Here is an 18,432-nt window from a genome sequence, read left to right as displayed (position 1 = left end):
TTGATCAATATTCTGCTAAAATAAGAAAGGAATTTATAATAGGGAGATAGTTCAATGATTAGATTAGAATACTTTACAAAAGATGATTTTCAAACATTGATTGATTGGAATGTAAATGCGTCTACATCTTTTTTGTATCAATGGACAGGAGGGGCCGAATTAACCTATCCGTTGACACATGCCCAATTAGAAGCTTATTTAAAAGGTGCTAATAAAAATGGAGCCACGCGCTATATTTATCGAGTGGTTGAGCAGCAAACCGGACAAGTTATTGGTCATCTGCAGATTGCTGCTGTTGACTTAAAACAGAGGAGTGCTCGCATTTCACGTGTGTTAATTGGTGAACCGCGGAGTAGAGGTCAAGGTTATGGACAACAAATGATAAGAGCTGCTTGTGAAATTATTTTTGATCGGTGGCAATTACATAAAGCATCGTTAGGCGTGTTTGACTTTAATCAGTCTGCATTAAGTTGTTATCAAAAAGTTGGTTTTCAAATTGATGGGTTACTTCGCCATGCGCGTAAAGTCGGTGACGATTATTGGGACCTTTATGAAATGAGTATGTTGGAAGATGAGTGGCAAGCGGTGAAAGGAGATCAATCATGATCTATTTATTGATTGGGCTAATTGTTGTAACACTATTAATTGTTGGAGCGAGCTTTTACTTTTACAATTTTGCTATCGCACGAGCAGAAAAAGTCTTTATCCAAGAGGATCCCGATTTACAAATGACCCCTGAATTAGATCAATGTGTAAAATCGGATCAAAAGTGGTGGGCTGATCAAACGTTTGAAGATTGGTCATTAATAAGTAGAGACAAACTCCATTTGCATGGTTATTATTTATCTGCAAAAGTAGCGACGCGGCAAACCGTTTTGTTAGCTCACGGTTATTCTGGTGAAGCATCGATTATGAAGGAATTTGCCCGAATTTACCATGAACAGTATAATATGAACATTTTATTACCGGATGCTAGAGGACACGGGAAAAGTGAAGGGAAATACATCGGTTTTGGTTGGCATGAGCGCCTAGATTATTTAGATTGGATTAATCAAATTATAAAAACATTAGGTGACGATGTCGAAATTATTTTACATGGTGTTTCAATGGGGGCTGCAACAGTGATGATGACAAGTGGCGAAACGTTACCAAAACAAGTTAAAGCAACCATTGCTGATTGTGGTTACACTTCAGTCAAAGATGAGTTAACTTATCAAATGAAGCGGATGTACCGATTGCCTGCTTTTCCTATTTTAAATGCTACAAGCTGGTTAACTAAAATTCGTGCAGGGTATAGCTTTTCAGAGGCATCTGCACTTAATCAAGTGGCTAAAGCATCAGTACCGATATTATTTGTTCATGGATCAGACGATGCTTTCGTACCTACAGAGATGGTTAATCGGCTTTATCAAGCTTGTACAAGTGAGAAACAGTTGCTAATTATAGAAGGTGCCGGACATGGTTTAGCTAACCGTACCGACACAAAGTTGTATCAAAATAAAGTTCGACATTTTCTAGATACTCACCTTAACTGACTTCCAAGTTTTTTTATCACTATCATTTAAAGATAGCGTATATATCCTTTAAAAGGGGATAGAATAACTCCAGACAACTGGAAGTTTTTGGTCGCATGATCGCTGCTTACTTCTTGTCGGGAGATCATAACGTCTTTTTCATATTAGAAAAGTGCTGAGGTAAAAACTTAAAGAACCAAGTCTAAGAAAAGCTATCCCATTCGCTAAAAAACGATTGGGATAGCTTTTCTCATGTTTAATGGACGAAATCAGTGGTATGAGATATATAGTAAGGCAGTCAAGGAGGCTATTGCTTTGTCAGCAAACACAATCGGTTTTAGCTTTATTATGTTAGGTATGTTTTTGATTATAGGTAAGATCTTGCGCGTACATATAAAATGGTTGCGTGATTTGATTTTACCAAGTTCAATTATCGCAGGTTTTATTGCGATATTTGTTGGACCTGAAGTGCTAGGTAGACTAACACAGGCTTGGCTTGAACAAGATGCTGTTTTTTATTATGGTTTTCTCTCTTCTTCTGTTTTAGAGGTTTGGAACACATTGCCGGGCCGCAAGTGGTTATGGGACAAACCGTTTCGTGGGAACAGTATGTACTGGGTTTTTTTATCTTGACACCATTCTTCGACATGAGTCCACTAACAGGTCCGTTAATTGAAATTAGTTTTGTCGGTGGTCATGGCACAGCTGTTGGGTTGTCAGGAACTTTTCAAGAACTCCTTATTTTTTGATTTTTCTCTTGAATAAAGGTATATATTTAACAAAATACCTAAAATACTAATAAATCCAGATATAATAAAAATCAAATTGGTTGTTTTTATCCATGCAATAACAGAAGTTATAAACATACATATTATTATTACATATGAACTAGTAATGATAACATTAAAAAGTTTGTTATTAATGTTTTTATTACTCATAATAGCCTCCTTTTAATAAGGATATGAGAACCTACTACTTATTTTAGCACATAAAAACTAATAAAGACTGCAAAAGCATCTATATGGAATATAATTCCGCTTAAATGCTCTGTATTTAAGTGTTTCTTATTAATCATATATGGCGTTTTTAAATCAACATAAGTTTATTTTTCTGAAAGTTGTGGTATAATATTTGTCCAGAAGAATAAATTAAAAACGACCACTAAAGTGCGGGAACACTTTAATGGTCTACGATAGATTGCCCATAGAATGGCAGTCTCACATAATTAAACAGAGAATACCACCCTATTCAAGCATTTAGCTTAGATAGGGTGGTATTATTTTTGGTTATCTTTCATTATAAGCACTACTAGACTTGCAAAGCTTATCATAACAATAAGACTTTCATAAGTACTCATAAACGTCACCCCCCTTCGGGAGTGACTACCACCCTATAAGCTTCCTACCGATAAAATAATTAACATGGCATTCCAAAAAAAAGACGTTGTATTTCACAGCAAAATATTTTATAAACATGATTAACTCAACGTCTATTATAAAACCTACTTCTTAGCAGAAGGTGCACTTGCTATAGTGTTTAAACCGTTGGTTGGGGGCGGTCTTTTTACAGCGGCTTCGTTACCGCTTATTTATCAGTTCGGTCCAGTTTATTTTAGCTGTTATAATCATGAGTTTCTTTTTCTTGTTTGGTCTATGGTATTTTCGACGTCAATAAGAAATTGCGGTGGTACATCTCTTTCTATTAATCTCAATCATGTGAATTATACAAATTTTAAGAAAATTAGTATTGAAAAGTAAAGCGAATATTGATAAACTATTCACAATTAAGTAAAAAGTAAAGGAATGATATAGATAGAAAGGCTTGGCTTGGAGCCAAGCCTTTCTAAAATATTTTTTTGTAAAGAAATCTAACAGGGCAGGTGTGGCAAAGTGAACCCAGTATATAACTTCTCGGCAGGACCGTCAGCATTACCTAAAAGTGTTTTGAAAAAGGCTCAAGATGAATTATTGAATTATGACCATTCTGGAATGTCAGTGATGGAGTTGAGTCACCGTTCAAACTTGTTTTCAAATATTATTGAAGATGCTGAATGGTTGATAAGAGACCTCTTAGATATTCCTGAAAACTATAAGGTTCTTTTTCTTCAAGGAGGCGCGTCTCAACAGTTTGCGATGGTCCCGCTAAACCTTATGGTGAAAAATAAAAAAGCAGATTATGTTTTGACAGGTTCTTGGTCTAAAAAAGCTTATAAAGAAGCTCAGAAATATGGCAATGTGCGTGTCGTTGGAGAAGATACAATTAATCATATTCCTAAGCTTTCTTCTGATATGTTTGATCCAGAAGCAGACTATGTTCATATCACAACGAATAATACGATTGAAGGAACAGCTTTTCATGAAATTCCCGATACGGGAGATATTCCATTAGTTGCTGATATGTCTTCAAATATTTTATCAACGCCCATTGATGTGTCGAAATTTGGCTTAATCTATGCAGGCGCTCAAAAAAATATTGGTCCTGCAGGAATGACCCTTGTTATCATCAGAGAGGATTTGATTGGTCATGCATCAGATGCGGTACCAACGATGCTTGACTACAAAACGCAAACAGATTCCAATTCTCTTTACAATACCCCGCCAACTTTCGCGATATATGTAGCAAAACTAGTGTTTGAGTGGCTCAAGGCGCGAGGTGGATTAACAGAGATGGAGCAGCAAAATCGTGATAAAGCAGCATTGTTATACCAGACCCTTGATCAGTCTGAACTTTTTTATGCCCCAATTAACAAAGAGGATCGATCTCTAATGAATGTGCCCTTTGTATCTGTAGATGGTGATAAAGAACTTGAAGCAAAGTTTATTAAGGAAGCTCAGGCCTATGGATTAGAAACATTAAAAGGTCATCGGTCTGTTGGTGGGATGAGAGCAAGCATTTATAATGCGATGCCCTATGAAGGTGTAGAAGCATTAGTTGAATTTATCAAATCGTTTGAGCATGCGAATAAATAACAGTTATAAATTAGCAGAATGGGGGTGTTCCAAGTGCAGAACTTGTGAATGCCCCTCTTTTTACTATTGGTGTTCGTCTAAATAAAAATACATCTGAAACGAAAGTATATTGCCCAAATGGAATAAAAAATGTACTTAATACTTAAATATATTCGACTGAGACATCACTATAGGCTATCCTTCCCTCACAAAAGATAATCGTTATGAGATGATTAGCATACTTTTCTTTTTCGATTATATATTTAGGTTTTGTAAAATAAATCATCTGTATTTTTCATTTATTCGAGATCGATAGCTTCTTGACTTTAAAATGACAAAGCTCTATTTTAATCTTAATAGTAACGGTTGTGTCTCTACAAATAAAGGTTTTAGTTGTATGCTGTTTAAAATGAAGAAAGTCGAGATTTGATCTTAAATGGTAACGCTGTTTAGGTTATAATAAAAGCAATCATAACGAGAAGATAGATTAACTTTTATCCTTACAAAAAATCAATCAACAAGGAGGGAGAATGTAATGGAAGAAGAAATGCTTAACTTGCTTGATAAGATTAATCATGGAATGGAAGAATATAAAGGAACAATAAACGTTTTAAAAAAAGATATCCATTTAAGATTTAATAAAATAGATGATTGTCTAAGCGAAATGGATAATCGCTTTAATAAGGTAGATGACCGCTTTAGTGAAATGGATAAGCATTTCAATGTGATAGATGGTACCATTAATAAACTAGATAAACGTTTAAATGTAATAGATCAGCGTCTAAATAGTATTGATGCAAAACTAGAAGTTGTTGATATGAAATTAGATGGTATAGGCAACCAGTTTGAATTAATCACCGAGTCGAGAATCTCAGAGTTTGGTTTTGTCATGGAAAAAGTAAATAAACTCGAAAAGGAATTGTTTTTATTGAAACAAAAGTTTGAAGATTAGATTCTTTTTAAAGCGGTGCTTAAAGAAAATATGTGTTGTTATATGAATGGGATGTATTTAAGCTGTAAATTGGACATGATTTGTTTCTGGATTATATTTATTGAAAGTAAAATATGACATATTTGTATGAGTCATTTAGCAGCTATTTTAAGTTTATGATTACGCCCAGGCATTGCTTCTCCTGCAAAAGAGTCAATCATTTCATCACACCCGTATATACATTTAAGATAAACAATAAGTTACTAACAAGTTAACATGCACTCTATAAAATGCAAGTATAATTTTGAGTGCGCTTACAAAAAGGGGTAGTTAAATGTCTAAACAAAAGTTAGATAAGATGTCAGAAGAGGAACTTATAGTCACTACCAGCAATAAGCGCAAGCACAGAGACTGACTTATAAGCGAGTCTCTGTGCTTGCTAACAGATCATTAGTTATAAAAGAAAAAGATTAGATGATTATTTTATTTTTTTTGTTGAGCTTCGATATTTAATGGCATAAGGTACAATCACCCGTTTGGCAGGTTCATCCTTTGACTTTAATTGTTCTATTAAACATTTAGCACTTTGAATACCTAATTTGTAAATTTGAATATCTACGGTTGTTAATGGTGGTCTTGTTAACTCTGATAAGTATAAATTATTGAAGCTTGTAATTGACACATCACTTGGACAATCCAGTCCAAACTCTTCTAACATATTGATTACACCTAGGCTCATCATGTCATCAGCAATAACAATTGCACTAGGCGGCGTACTTAAAGCAAATAATTGTTCAACTGCTTTATGCCCACTTGAGCGTAAAAATTCATCATGAACGATATATTTCTCCTTAAAGGCAATATTTGCATCGGCTAATGCTTGCTTATATCCTAGTAGTCGTTCCCTAGTTACCATTAAGTCTGTCGTTCCCCCGATAAAGGCAATTTGCCGATGGCCAAATTCAATCAAATGATTAGTTAGCTCCATACTAGCATGAACGTTGTCATTGTCTACGTAAGTAATGCTACTTTCATTATTGTAGGGTTTACCTACAACGACAAATGGAAATTTCTCTTCAACTAAAAAATCGATAATTGGATCGTTAGCACGAGAATAAAGCAAGATGATACCATCAACACGATTACCGAAAACCATACGTTTTACTTCTTCGAAAAGTTGTCTATCATCACCGCCGGTTGAAACATATAGAGAATATTCGGTTTCATGAGCTATACTCCCAATTCCTCGTAATACTTCAGGGAAAAAGGGGTTTTGCAAAGCTGTTTCAGCTGAGGAGGGCATAATGACGCCAATGGATTGCGAAGAACGTACAGCTAAGTTTCTCGCGTTTACATTTGGGTGATAGCCAAGCTCTTTCATTGCTTTTCGAACGCGCTTTTTTGTATTTACACTAATGCGTGGATTATCTGCAATCACTCTTGATACAGTGGAAGGAGCAACATTTGCTTTCTTTGCAACATCTTTTATTGTTATGGCCATCATTCTTCATCCTTTTTCTAGAAAATGAGTCAGATCGAAATCGTAGTTTAAGTGGATAAGTTAAACAAATAAAATGATAGCGTTTAACTTTCTAACTACCGTTTGGTGCAATCGTTTGATATTTTGATTAAATGGATTAATCATATTATATATGATGTCGAATTAATTTAAAATAGCATTAGCTATATTTCTTTGCAGGATAAGAGGGGGAAGTGAGGTTTAAAGCATGGGAAGAAATATACCATTATAAAATAATGATAATGAAAATAATAATAAAAATAATAAGCATTAGACTTCTAAAATCAATAATAGGTGTACCTTTCATATTAATCACTCCACTTATGAGTCATATATGCACTGACAACAGCTTCTAAAGAAAATAATTTCTCTATACGACCATTATAGCACATAATTCCGATCGATATAATAAGCATTAAGTAAAATCATATTTTTATCGGCTATCGCATAATTTAAAATAGCATAATGGACTGGAGTGAAAATCAACATGAAACGCATTTTAATTATTAATGGGCACCAATTTTATCCAAATAGTAAAGGAAGGTTAAATCGAACGTTAACCGAACATATGAAATCCTTTTTGGAATTTACATTGTCACATGAGGTGAAGCTTACAAATATAGACGAAGGCTATTTGATTGAAGAAGAACAAGAAAAATTTAAGTGGGCAGACTGTGTAATTTATCAAACACCTATTTATTGGTTTAGTATTCCAGGGAAATTGAAAACGTACTTTGATCAAGTATTAAAGTCAGGGGTATTTTTTGAAAGTCATGAACGCTATGGCCAAGGCGGTTTGATGGTAAATAAACATTATATGTTATCTACAACTTGGAATGCACCAGAGGATCAATTCTCAACGGATGATGGTTTCTTTGAGGGGAAGTCTGTGGATGAGGCCTTATTTCATCTTCATCGCTTGCATGCTTTTATTGGTATGAAGCCGTTAAAAACGTTCGCCTTATTTAATGTGATTAAGCAACCTAATATTGAGCAATCGTTAAACCTATTAGCGGTACATTTGCGTGAGGTGTTTCCTGAATGAACTTTATCGCAGATAATCGGTAAAAAACCCACCTCAAAATAGAGAACAGCGGTCAATCAATTGAGGTGGGTAATAACGGACGCTAAATTCCTGATTCACTCAACGAACCTGCAATCAGCGGGCGAATAACGAAAGGCCACTGATTGCAGGTTCATTTTATGTCCTAGAAAAATAAATAACCGAACTATAATAGTTATTATAGTTCGGTTATTATAGTGACTTACTTTTTTAAATAACCCCTTGAGCAATCATGGCATCTGCGACTTTCAAGAAGCCAGCAATATTAGCACCTACCACAAGGTTTCCTGACTTCCCATGCTCTTCTGCCGCTTCGACACTATTCCGGTAAATATCTTTCATAATATCCTGAAGCTTTTCATCAACTTCTTCAAACTTCCAAGAAAGGTGAGCACTATTTTGTGCCATTTCTAGAGCTGAGACTGCAACCCCACCTGCATTGGCTGCTTTTCCAGGTCCAAATAAAATTGCCTTTTCAATAAACAAATCAACCGCTTCTGTCGTACAAGGCATATTAGCGCCTTCCCCAATGGCAATCACACCATTTTTAATTAAGTGGTTGGCCGCATCTTTATCCAATTCGTTTTGAGTGGCACATGGTAAGGCAATATCACAAGGAATCGTCCAGATTTCCTCGGATTTTTCGCTGTATTGGGCATTTGGATGTTCCGTAAGATATTCTTTAATTCTTTTACGTTCTACTTCTTTTAATCGTTTAACTGTATCAAGCTTAATGCCATCTTTATCATATATATAACCATTGTAATCACTGCAGGCAACGACCTTTGCACCAAGCTCTGTTGCTTTCTCAATAGCGTATATGGCAACATTACCAGAGCCAGAAACGACAACCGTTTTGCCATTAAGATCATCATTGTTCCCTTTTAGCATCTCTTGAACGAAGTAAACGGTCCCGTATCCAGTTGCTTCTTTTCTAGCTAAGCTACCACCAAATTCAAAAGCTTTTCCTGTTAAAACACCGGCTTGAAAGCTCCCTTGCATTTTCTTATATTGACCAAATAAATAGCCAATCTCTCTCGCACCAACACCGATATCACCAGCGGGTACGTCTGTGTCTGGTCCAATATGTTTAGCCAACTCACTCATAAAACTTTGGCAAAAGCGCATAATCTCATTGTCCGACTTTCCTTTCGGATCAAAGTCAGCGCCCCCTTTACCCGCACCAATCGGTTGACCGGTAAGTGAGTTCTTAAAAATTTGTTCAAATCCTAAAAATTTAATAATACTTGCATTAACAGACGGATGGAAGCGTAAGCCTCCCTTATAAGGTCCGATCGCACTATTAAATTGAACACGAAAGCCTCTATTTACATGAATATCACCTTGATCATCAACCCATGGAATACGAAAAGAAATAATACGCTCAGGTTCTACCATTCGCTCTAGTATGGCGTGGTCAATGTAGGAGGGGTTCTTTTCAAACACAGGTACTAATGAATCGAGAATTTCTTTTACCGCTTGTTGAAACTCCTTTTCATTTGGATTTCTTTTTTTGACAGTATGGTAAACATCGTTAACATAATTTAATGCAACATTGCTGGACATGGTCAAGCTCCTTTCAAGTAAGTGTATCTAAAATTATTAAATCATTTTCAATATCATTATTATAGACAAGTTTATCGAATGTAAGATTAATTAACAATATAAAACAAGTATTAAAACATTCTGATATAGAGATGATTTGAGGTTTATTGAATAAAAATATGGGATCTTAAATTTAAGTAGAGCTGTATATAAAATAGGGCATAATAAGATTTTTCAACCATAAGCTATCTTTTCGAATGATAAAAATATTCTGTTAAATCTTTTTTTATGCAAAATTGTGATTGTAATCATAAATTTATGAGATTGTCTATATCAATGTCGAGTTCTGGTCGCTTGTCATGTCATCTGACATTTAGAATCGCGACCATGTAAATTAATAGTGGGTTTGTATTGTGGATAAAAGTGGAATAATTATAATGTTAAAAAAGGTTCATATTATAGTGAAAGGAGTTGTTAATTTTATGAATAAAAAGTGGTTTAGCTTGACAATTACTGATATAGAAAAGCAATTAAATACAGATGTCAAAAACGGATTACAAACCAGCGCTATTTCATCTTTACATGAAGAATGGGGACGGAATGAATTGCCAGAAGCTAAGAAAGATGCGGAATGGTTAAAGTTTATCCGCCATTTTCACGATGTGCTTATTTATATTTTACTAGTCGCTGCAATTATTACGTTAATTTTAGGTCATTATATCGATACTGTTGTTATTCTTCTGGTGGCGATTATCAATGCCCTGATTGGCTATATTCAAGAAAATAAAGCAGAAAAAGCGTTAGAAGGCATAAAGAAGATGTTATCTTTGCAAGCAACCGTAATCAGAGATGGGGAACGTATTGATCTACCCTCGAGTCAATTAGTACCTGGAGATCTCGTTATTCTCAAGGCTGGTGATAAGATTCCTGCCGATATCCGCCTTAGCTCAGCAGATCATTTAAATATAGAAGAGTCACCATTGACAGGAGAGTCAACATCAGTTGAAAAAAACATAGAAAAGTTGCCGGAAAATACGGTGATCGGTGATCGATTGAATATGGCGTTTTCCGGTACATCAGTCGCCTCGGGGTCTGGTCGTGGTATCGTCGTTGAAACCGGTGTCCACACCGAAATAGGAAAAATAAATACGTCTATCGCTGAGGTTGAAGAGATTCAAACCCCGTTACTTAAACAAACAGCCCAATTTGGAAAAACGATCTCGGTTGTCATCTTAATACTGGCGATCGTCTTATTTGTATTTGGAATGATGTTTCATGACTATCAATGGGGGGAGTTACTTTTATCTGTAATTGGTTTAACAGTGGCAGCTATCCCAGAAGGGTTACCGGCCATTCTATCCATTATTTTAGCATTAGGTGTTCAATCGATGGCTCAAAACCAAGCGATTATGCGAACACTGCCATCTGTAGAGACTTTAGGTGCTGTTACCGTTATTTGTTCAGATAAAACAGGAACACTCACCAAGAATGAAATGACGGTACAAGCTATTGCTCTACAAGAACGAGACTTAATGGTAACGGGTACAGGTTATAAACCTGAAGGCCAGATTACGGAAACGAATCAGGAAGTATCAGTAAAAGAAGATCAGAAGCTCTATCAATTTCTTACAAGTGTCTTAACTATTAATGATACGGAATTGCGCCAAAACGAAGACGGTGAATGGGTGATTAGTGGCGAGCCGACTGAAGGGTGTCTAGTCACATTAGCTAGAAAAGCGGATCATAAAATTGATCGGCTAGATATCCTATCTAAAATACCTTTTGATTCTTCATATAAATATATGGCAGGATTAGTAGAAGAAAATGGACAAAAGAAGATCTATGTCAAAGGGGCCCCTGATCGTTTGTTTGATATGGCTGGGCTTCAAGAAGGATCAAAGGAACGTCAACTTTGGGAAGATAAGATGCTCAAACGGTCAAGAAAAGGAGAACGTGTTATCGGTGCAGCGGTTAAACATGTTGACTCTGACAAAGAGCAGATTGATCATGACGATCTGCGGGAAGGGTTGGAAATGTTAGGGTTAGCTGGGATTATGGATCCGCCAAGAGAAGAAGCGATTGAGGCGGTAAGAGAATGTAGACGAGCAGGTATCCAAGTGAAAATGATAACAGGTGATCATAAGGAGACTGCCATTTCGATTGCAAAGCAAATGGGTATTACCGATAATGATCGCGTTATTGAAGGTCGAGAACTCGATCAAATGAATGATCAGGCCTTACGACAAGCGGTTGATGCATCAGACGTATTCGCCCGTACAAGTCCTGAAAATAAACTTCAACTTGTAAAAGCGCTGCAAGCAAATCATCATATCAGTGCAATGACTGGGGATGGTGTCAATGATGCCCCCGCATTGAAGCGTGCTGATATTGGCATTGCCATGGGTATAAAAGGTACGGAAGTGGCTAAAGAAGCTTCTGAGATGGTGCTGGTGGATGATAATTTTCGAACGATTGTAAATGCGGTAAGAGAGGGGAGAAGAGTATACGATAATTTGAAAAAGACAATACTCTTCATTTTACCAACAAATGGAGCTGAGGCTTTTTTGGTATTAGCTGCCCTTATCATTGGTATGGAAATGCCATTAACACCTGTTCAAATTCTCTATGTCAATATGGTGACCGCCGTGACTGTAGCTTTGGCATTAGCTTTTGAAAGGCTTGAAGCAGGAACGATGGAACGACCGCCTAGAGATGCAGATGATCGACTTTTAAGTAACTACTATATATTTAGAATTATTTTTGTTTCTTTATTAATTGGGGTCTCAATTATGGTGATGAATGCTGATATGCTGACGAATACAACAACTTATACCATTGAAGAAGTCAATACCGTAACTCTACACGCACTTGTTTTTGCTCAGCTTTTTCATCTGTTTAATGTTAGGAATGAACGCCGTTTTGCTTTGAATCGTGATTTCTTTTCCAATAAAGCAGCATTTATCGTGTCAGCTATATTGATTATCATTCAATTAGCTGTGACATATATACCGTTTTTAAGTACAGCGCTTGGTTTACATCCCATTTCGGGTCAGTATTGGCTGTTCCCAATCTTGATCGGCTTGTTTGTCTTTGTAGTAGTTGAACTTGAGAAATTAGTCACTCATAAATGGTTAAAAAGAACTTGAAAAGCTGTTACCATATTTAAATGAACCGTACGGTTTATTAATATCCTTTCTGATGAAATTACGTTATACTGTTGGTTAGAGAATTTTTGAAGGAAGGTACTAAAATGGATGAACAGCAAAATCATATCATTCGTATTGAACAAGATGGAAAAACATTGATATTAATTGGCACGGCCCATGTTTCCAAGCATAGCGCTGAACAAGTAAAAGCAGTTATTGAAGCAGAAAAACCTGATGCGGTTTGTGTAGAGTTGGATGAACAGAGGTATCGCTCGATCAGGGATGGCAACAGATGGAGAGATATGGATATATTTAAAGTCATTAAAGAGAAAAAAACAACATTATTATTAATGAACTTAGCGATTTCTTCATTTCAAAAAAGAATTGCAAAACAATTTAATATTGAGGCTGGGCAAGAAATGATTCAAGCGATTGAATCAGCAGAAGAACATGGTGCCAAACTTGTTTTGGCGGATCGCCATATTCAAGTGACGTTTGCGAGAGTTTGGGGTAGTGTTGGGTTTAAGGGAAAAATGCTATTGCTTTCACAAGTGTTAGCGGGTATATTTTCTAATGAAACGATCACAGAAGAAGAATTGGAAAAGATGAAAAACCAAGATTCGATTGACAGTATTCTTAGTGAGTTTACCACTTATTTCCCTCGCTTAAAGAAACCATTAATTGATGAGCGGGATCAATATTTGGCTGAAAAGATCAAAAAAGCACCTGGTGAGAAGATTGTTGCTGTATTAGGGGCGGCTCATGTCCCAGGAATAAGGAAGGAACTTGGAAACACACATGATTTAAAACAATTGACCAAAGTCCCTAAAAAATCAAATTGGCCCAAGTATGTGGGCTGGCTGATTCCATTAGCGATCATCGCTATGATGGTCATGACGTTTATGATGAATACAGATGTAGGTATCCAACAAATGAAAAGTTGGTTGTTGTGGAATGGGACGTTCTCTGCGATTGGAGTGGCTGTTGCCTTTGGTCATCCATTAGCCATTTTAGTTGCTTTTATCACCGCTCCAATGACATCATTAAGTCCTTTAATAGGGGTGGGCATTTTAGCAGGGTTGGTTCAAGCATACTTCCATAAGCCACAAGTGGCAGATTTTGAGCAATTAAATGAAGATGTATATACAGTGAAGGGCTTTTGGCGCAATAAAGTGACGAGAATTTTATTAATTGTCTTATTTGCGAGTTTAGGTAGCTTATTAGGTACGGTCATCGCAGGTACGGATATTGTCAGGTTATTTATAAGTAATTTATAATGGCCAACTTATCACAGATAACGTTCCGTAAAACGACCGCCTCAAAAAAGAGAGCTATAGGTGGGAGCTAATGTCCTGATTCACTCAACGACCAATCAGTGGGAAAGAATGAATCCCCCACTGATTGAAGGTTCGTATTATAAAAAATTTTTTTCAATGTAGTCAATAGTGGCTACATTATTTTTTTGTTGAGGAAAGGATTAGAGGGTCTCTCTCATTCAGGCAAGTCAACTTTAATACCTTAGGCAAATCTTTAAGTATTTCATAAATGATAAAACCTTGACATTTTTCTTAATACCCCATATAGTATTTATATACCCTTAGGGGTAATTAGGAGGGGTGAAATGAAACAAATATATCGATTTCCACAAAAATACTTGATGATTAGTGTGCCGTTAACATTAGTGCTTGCCTTTGTTCTAGGAACGATCATCGATACAAGTGTGCTACAGCCTACTATTCTCTATGCAACGATCATCATGATTTATGCAACGATGATCGGCTTTAATTACAAACAACTAACCACCATCAAAGATGCTCGTGTCTTACTTTATTCAATACTAATCAATTTTTTAATGGTGCCGCTAATTGCTTACCTTTTAGGTGTAACGTTATTAAGCAGTTACCCGATGATGTTTGCCGGCCTAGCTTTATCGGCATTATTACCGACAAGTGGGATGACCATATCTTGGACAGCACTTCATAAAGGGAACGTTCCTGCTTCCGTAAAACTGACGGTTTTCGGTTTAATATTAGGTTCTGTTTTAACGCCATGGTATTTGCTAGTAATGGTTGGGCAATTAGTTGAAGTTGATATAATTGCAACATTTCAAACCATCTTGTTGGTCGTTTTTGTACCGATGATTCTTGGCCATATCACGTTTAAACAATTGATGAAACACCACACGCCAGAAACTTTTAAAGCACGTGTAAAGCCAATGCTTGCGCCTTTAAGTATTTGGGCAATGCTTTACATCGTATTTGTGAGTGTTAGTGCGCGTGCAGACATGATCGTTAATAATTTGGAGTTAATATTGATCGCAACCGTTGTGCTCATTGTCTTTTATCTTATTAATTTTATAGTCAGTACAGTATTCGCTGTGAAATTTTTAAACCGTGGTGATGGGATTGCTTTAGTAAACGGTACCGTGCTTAGGAATTTATCAATTGCTATCGGTTTAGCTGTTACCTCATTTGGTGCAGAAGCAGCACTCATTGTAACGATTGCCTTTGTCGTCCAACAACAAGGGATAGCACTTTATGGGAAAGTGGCATTGAATCATTGGTTTCAAGAGGAAGTCGATCGCGTTCATCAAACAAAAGCCATCAAGGCTTAACATTAAATAGGAAAGAGGTTATTAAAATGCAAAAAATGAAATTTAACGTAAAAGCAGAAAATCAAGGGTTAGCGATTACGGCAAAAGCTGGCAAGCATCAGATTGTTTTAGATGAAGGTGCACAAATGGGGGGTAAAGATACAGGACCAAATCCGATGCAAAATGTCCTTGCTTCACTTGCTTCATGTGAAAATGTAACGGCACACGTTGTTGCCAAAGAAATCGGCTTTGATTTACAAGCATTAAGCTTTAACATAACAGGTGTATTCGATCCCCGTGGTTTTATGGGAGATCACAGTGTGCGCCCATATTTTGAAGAGGTAACGGTTGAAGTAAAAGTAACGACAACGGAACCGCCAGAGCGGATTGCAGCATTACAAGCAGAAGTAGAGTCACGCTGTCCAGTGTACACTTTGCTCAAAGCGGCAGATGTGAAGTTAAAAGATAAATGGGAAAGCGCCTAGTGTACGTTTTTAATCAAGAAGTTGACGATTTAAGTCAGCTTCTTTTTTGGTTAGGAATTTATTTTAGCTCTACAAAACTTAGTGTTTTTCATACTCCTAAACGAACGAGCAGATAAGGGATCACGCTTGGTTAGACGAAAAGTAAACGACAGAGTCTTACTCTAGCCACAACTATTTTTCAGGTTTCTGAATCTGTCTGCTTGGGAATAGTAAGATTAACTTTATCACAGATAACCGTCGGTAAAATCCTCACCTCAAAATAGAGAACAGAGGTAAAGCATATAGGTGAGTGATAACGGATGCTAATGTCCTGATGCACTGTGGGTGAAGAACGAAAATGCTCACTGGTTGCAGCTTCGTTTTATATGTTAGAAAAGTTTTAAATTTTCACACATAGAAGCAGAATTCGATTTAAAGTGTTAATCATATAAAAACTAATCGATTCCTCAAAACATGAGCGAATGTTTTGTTAAAAGACAATGAGGTGATAACAATTGAAGCGAATATTAGTCTTGTTCAGAAACGATTTACGGACAAATGACCATCCAGCATTAAATCAAGCCGGGAAAGATGGCGAGGTATTACCGGTATATATAACCCATGCACGTCAACAGGTGCATGCGAGCGATTGGTTTCTTCATTACCAATTGATCGACTTGAAACAGTCGTTAAGGCAGTTGAATTTGCCGTTGCTGGTCGTGAAAGGTGATACTGTATCGGTTTTGCAACAGTTCGTTGACGAATTTAAGATTGAGGCGATTTACCTTAATCAAACTTACATAGAGACCGCGTATGAAGGTGATCAGGTCATTTTAGAATTGGCTAAAAAGCTAGCTGTGCAAATAAAGTTTTTTCAACCGAACACATTGGTCGCATTTCATACGATATTAACGAATCAAAATCAGCACTATAAAGTATTTACGCCATTTTGGAAGCGACTAATCCAAGCAGATATCATCAAACCGACCCGCGCACCGGCTTCATATCATGCGATTAATGTGTCGGAGTCATCGAGTCAGGAAATTGAGCAACTTAACTTACTTAAAGACAGTGATTGGACAGCTAAATTTGAACATTACTGGAAGCCAGGTGAAACGTATGCACATCAGCTATTGGAACAATTTATTAATCACGCTTTACCACATTATAATGAAAAGGAGTACCCAAGTTTAGACATCGCTTCAAGGTTATCGCCTTACATAGCTGTCGGTGCGATTAGCCCACGAGTCATATGGGATCGGATCGTTGAAGAGATGCTGTTAACAGAAGATCAACAAGATCGAATCATCATTGAAAAACAAGGGTGGGCATTTTTAAGGCAGCTCGCATGGCGCGATTTTGCCTATCAACAATTAGCTGTTTATCCAGATGCTAAGAGGAAAGCTTTAAAAGAGAACTTTAATCAATTTCCTTGGCTAAAGGATCATCAACGGTTTGATGCATGGAAGAAGGGAGAAACGGGTTATCCGCTTGTTGATGCAGGGATGCGAGAACTCTGGGAAACGGGTTGGATCAATAATCGGGTCCGCATGGTCGTTGCTTCATTTCTCGTTAAGCATTTACGGATTGATTGGCGTTGGGGACAAGCATGGTTTGAGGAAACCTTAATTGATCATGATCAGGCCAATAATGTGTTGGGGTGGCAATGGGTGACTGGATCTGGATTCGATGCTGCGCCTTATTTCAGGGTATTTAATCCGATCCGACAAGCGGAAAAGTTTGATCCAGATGGTACGTATATTAAACAGTGGTTACCCGAATTAACGGATCTTCCTATAGCTTACGTCCATCACCCCAGTAAAGCGCCCAAAGCGATCTTAGAACAGGCAAATCTTGAATGGGGACAGACATATCCCGCCCCGTTAGTTGAGCATGATCAGGCAAGAAAGCAGGCGTTAGCTGCTTATGACATGATTAAGGAGAGTAAATAAAATGACGAAATTTTGGTTAAATGTGATTTTTTTAGCTGCTGTTATCGTTATCAATTCACTGGCAAATATTTTACCTATCAATGGATTAACGACAGGAATGATTTCCGATCGGCTCCAAGTGTTATTTACCCCTGCTGGCTATGTGTTTAGCATCTGGAGTGTTATTTATCTGGCTTTAGCGATTTGGGTTGGTCGGCAATGGCCGGAGCATCGTCGTGACCTAGGTATTTATCTTCATACGCATTATCTGTTTTGGTTAACGTGTATTTTAAATATAACTTGGATTTTACTATGGCATTATTTGTACTTTGGGGCCACCGTTGTCGTCATGCTAGCGTTGTTAGTCAGTCTGATTATTTTGTATAAAAAAGTGCAGCGTCGTGCGATTCGTTTGTTTGATTTAATATCATTTTCATTATATTTAGCTTGGATAAGCGTAGCTACTATTACTAATATTAGCTATTATTTAGTAGAGATCGGTTGGAATCGCTTTGGGCTAAGCGACCAAGTGTGGACAATTGGTCTACTCATTATATCAGCTTGTTTAGCCATAGGATTTCGCTATCGACAAAATGATCTGATTTATCCGCTTGTATTTGTTTGGGCTATTATTGGAATTGGGGTAGAAAATCAAGGTCGCTATCCTGTGGTAAGTTCGGTCGCTTATGTCGTAGTTGGTGTGATTGTCGTTATGTTGTTTATTGCTCGGAGGAAGAAAAAAACCATTCCATCTTAATATAAATTTGTTATAATAATG

General features: G+C 36.9%; 15 protein-coding genes. 12 read left to right on the top strand and 3 right to left on the bottom strand.

The features are described 5' to 3' along the window. Window positions 1-54 precede the first annotated feature (54 nt). The 3 genes from JOE23_RS06115 (at window position 55) to JOE23_RS06105 (ending at window position 2,147) form a co-directional block, all read left to right on the top strand. Window positions 55-606, top strand: a complete 552-nt coding sequence (locus JOE23_RS06115; protein ID WP_204436590.1) for a GNAT family N-acetyltransferase — start codon at window positions 55-57, stop codon at window positions 604-606. Continuing rightward, complete coding sequence (locus tag JOE23_RS06110) at window positions 603-1,535, top strand: alpha/beta hydrolase (protein WP_204436589.1); 933 nt, start codon at window positions 603-605, stop codon at window positions 1,533-1,535. The genes JOE23_RS06115 and JOE23_RS06110 overlap by 4 nt, the downstream gene beginning before the upstream one ends. Before the next feature lie 294 nt (window positions 1,536-1,829). After that, window positions 1,830-2,147, top strand: coding sequence for a hypothetical protein (locus JOE23_RS06105; protein ID WP_204436588.1), 318 nt, complete (start codon window positions 1,830-1,832; stop codon window positions 2,145-2,147). A 643-nt stretch (window positions 2,148-2,790) separates the two neighbouring features. Here JOE23_RS06105 and JOE23_RS18245 read toward each other — a convergent pair. Further along, window positions 2,791-2,871 (bottom strand): putative holin-like toxin, encoded by an 81-nt coding sequence (locus tag JOE23_RS18245; protein WP_420827534.1) that lies wholly within the window; start codon window positions 2,869-2,871, stop codon window positions 2,791-2,793. Window positions 2,872-3,403: 532 nt separating this feature from the next. Between JOE23_RS18245 and serC the strand changes: the two genes are divergently transcribed. Together serC and JOE23_RS06095 are read left to right on the top strand one after the other, a co-directional pair. Beyond that, window positions 3,404-4,483 (top strand): 3-phosphoserine/phosphohydroxythreonine transaminase, encoded by a 1,080-nt coding sequence (gene serC, locus JOE23_RS06100; protein WP_204436586.1) that lies wholly within the window; start codon window positions 3,404-3,406, stop codon window positions 4,481-4,483. Between the two features lie 514 nt (window positions 4,484-4,997). Continuing rightward, window positions 4,998-5,414, top strand: coding sequence for a hypothetical protein (locus JOE23_RS06095; RefSeq protein ID WP_204436585.1), 417 nt, complete (start codon window positions 4,998-5,000; stop codon window positions 5,412-5,414). 457 nt (window positions 5,415-5,871) lie between these two features. Here the strand turns inward: JOE23_RS06095 and JOE23_RS06090 are convergent, their stop codons facing one another. Continuing rightward, the gene (locus tag JOE23_RS06090) at window positions 5,872-6,894 is read right to left on the bottom strand and encodes a LacI family DNA-binding transcriptional regulator (RefSeq protein ID WP_204436584.1); all 1,023 of its coding nucleotides are present in this window, start codon (window positions 6,892-6,894) and stop codon (window positions 5,872-5,874) included. Between the two features lie 505 nt (window positions 6,895-7,399). Here JOE23_RS06090 and JOE23_RS06085 point away from each other — a divergent pair. Next, window positions 7,400-7,957: an NAD(P)H-dependent oxidoreductase gene (locus tag JOE23_RS06085; RefSeq protein WP_204436583.1), complete on the top strand. Its 558-nt coding sequence runs from the start codon at window positions 7,400-7,402 to the stop codon at window positions 7,955-7,957. Between the two features lie 228 nt (window positions 7,958-8,185). Here JOE23_RS06085 and gdhA read toward each other — a convergent pair whose 3' ends face one another. Then, entirely contained in the window at window positions 8,186-9,541 is a 1,356-nt protein-coding gene (gdhA, locus tag JOE23_RS06080) for an NADP-specific glutamate dehydrogenase (protein ID WP_204436582.1), read from the bottom strand. 461 nt (window positions 9,542-10,002) lie between these two features. On the opposite strand from gdhA, the gene JOE23_RS06075 reads away from it, so the two are divergent. The 6 genes from JOE23_RS06075 (at window position 10,003) to JOE23_RS06050 (ending at window position 18,411) form a co-directional block, all read left to right on the top strand. Next, window positions 10,003-12,666, top strand: a complete 2,664-nt coding sequence (locus JOE23_RS06075; protein ID WP_204436580.1) for a cation-transporting P-type ATPase — start codon at window positions 10,003-10,005, stop codon at window positions 12,664-12,666. 104 nt (window positions 12,667-12,770) lie between these two features. Then, window positions 12,771-13,943: a TraB/GumN family protein gene (locus tag JOE23_RS06070; protein ID WP_204436578.1), complete on the top strand. Its 1,173-nt coding sequence runs from the start codon at window positions 12,771-12,773 to the stop codon at window positions 13,941-13,943. Window positions 13,944-14,287: 344 nt separating this feature from the next. Then, entirely contained in the window at window positions 14,288-15,280 is a 993-nt protein-coding gene (locus JOE23_RS06065) for an arsenic resistance protein (RefSeq protein ID WP_204436575.1), read from the top strand. Between the two features lie 26 nt (window positions 15,281-15,306). Continuing rightward, window positions 15,307-15,744: an OsmC family protein gene (locus JOE23_RS06060; RefSeq protein WP_204436573.1), complete on the top strand. Its 438-nt coding sequence runs from the start codon at window positions 15,307-15,309 to the stop codon at window positions 15,742-15,744. A gap of 494 nt (window positions 15,745-16,238) precedes the next feature. After that, window positions 16,239-17,675 (top strand): cryptochrome/photolyase family protein, encoded by a 1,437-nt coding sequence (locus JOE23_RS06055; RefSeq protein WP_204436571.1) that lies wholly within the window; start codon window positions 16,239-16,241, stop codon window positions 17,673-17,675. A 1-nt stretch (window position 17,676) separates the two neighbouring features. After that, window positions 17,677-18,411, top strand: coding sequence for a TspO/MBR family protein (locus JOE23_RS06050; RefSeq protein ID WP_204436570.1), 735 nt, complete (start codon window positions 17,677-17,679; stop codon window positions 18,409-18,411). Window positions 18,412-18,432 lie beyond the last annotated feature (21 nt).

The organism is Amphibacillus cookii (assembly GCF_016908375.1).
GTDB classification, from domain to species: Bacteria; Bacillota; Bacilli; order Bacillales; family Amphibacillaceae; genus Amphibacillus_C; species Amphibacillus_C cookii.
Note: the sequence above shows the minus strand (reverse complement) of the source record. Positions and strands in the feature narration are given on the sequence as shown.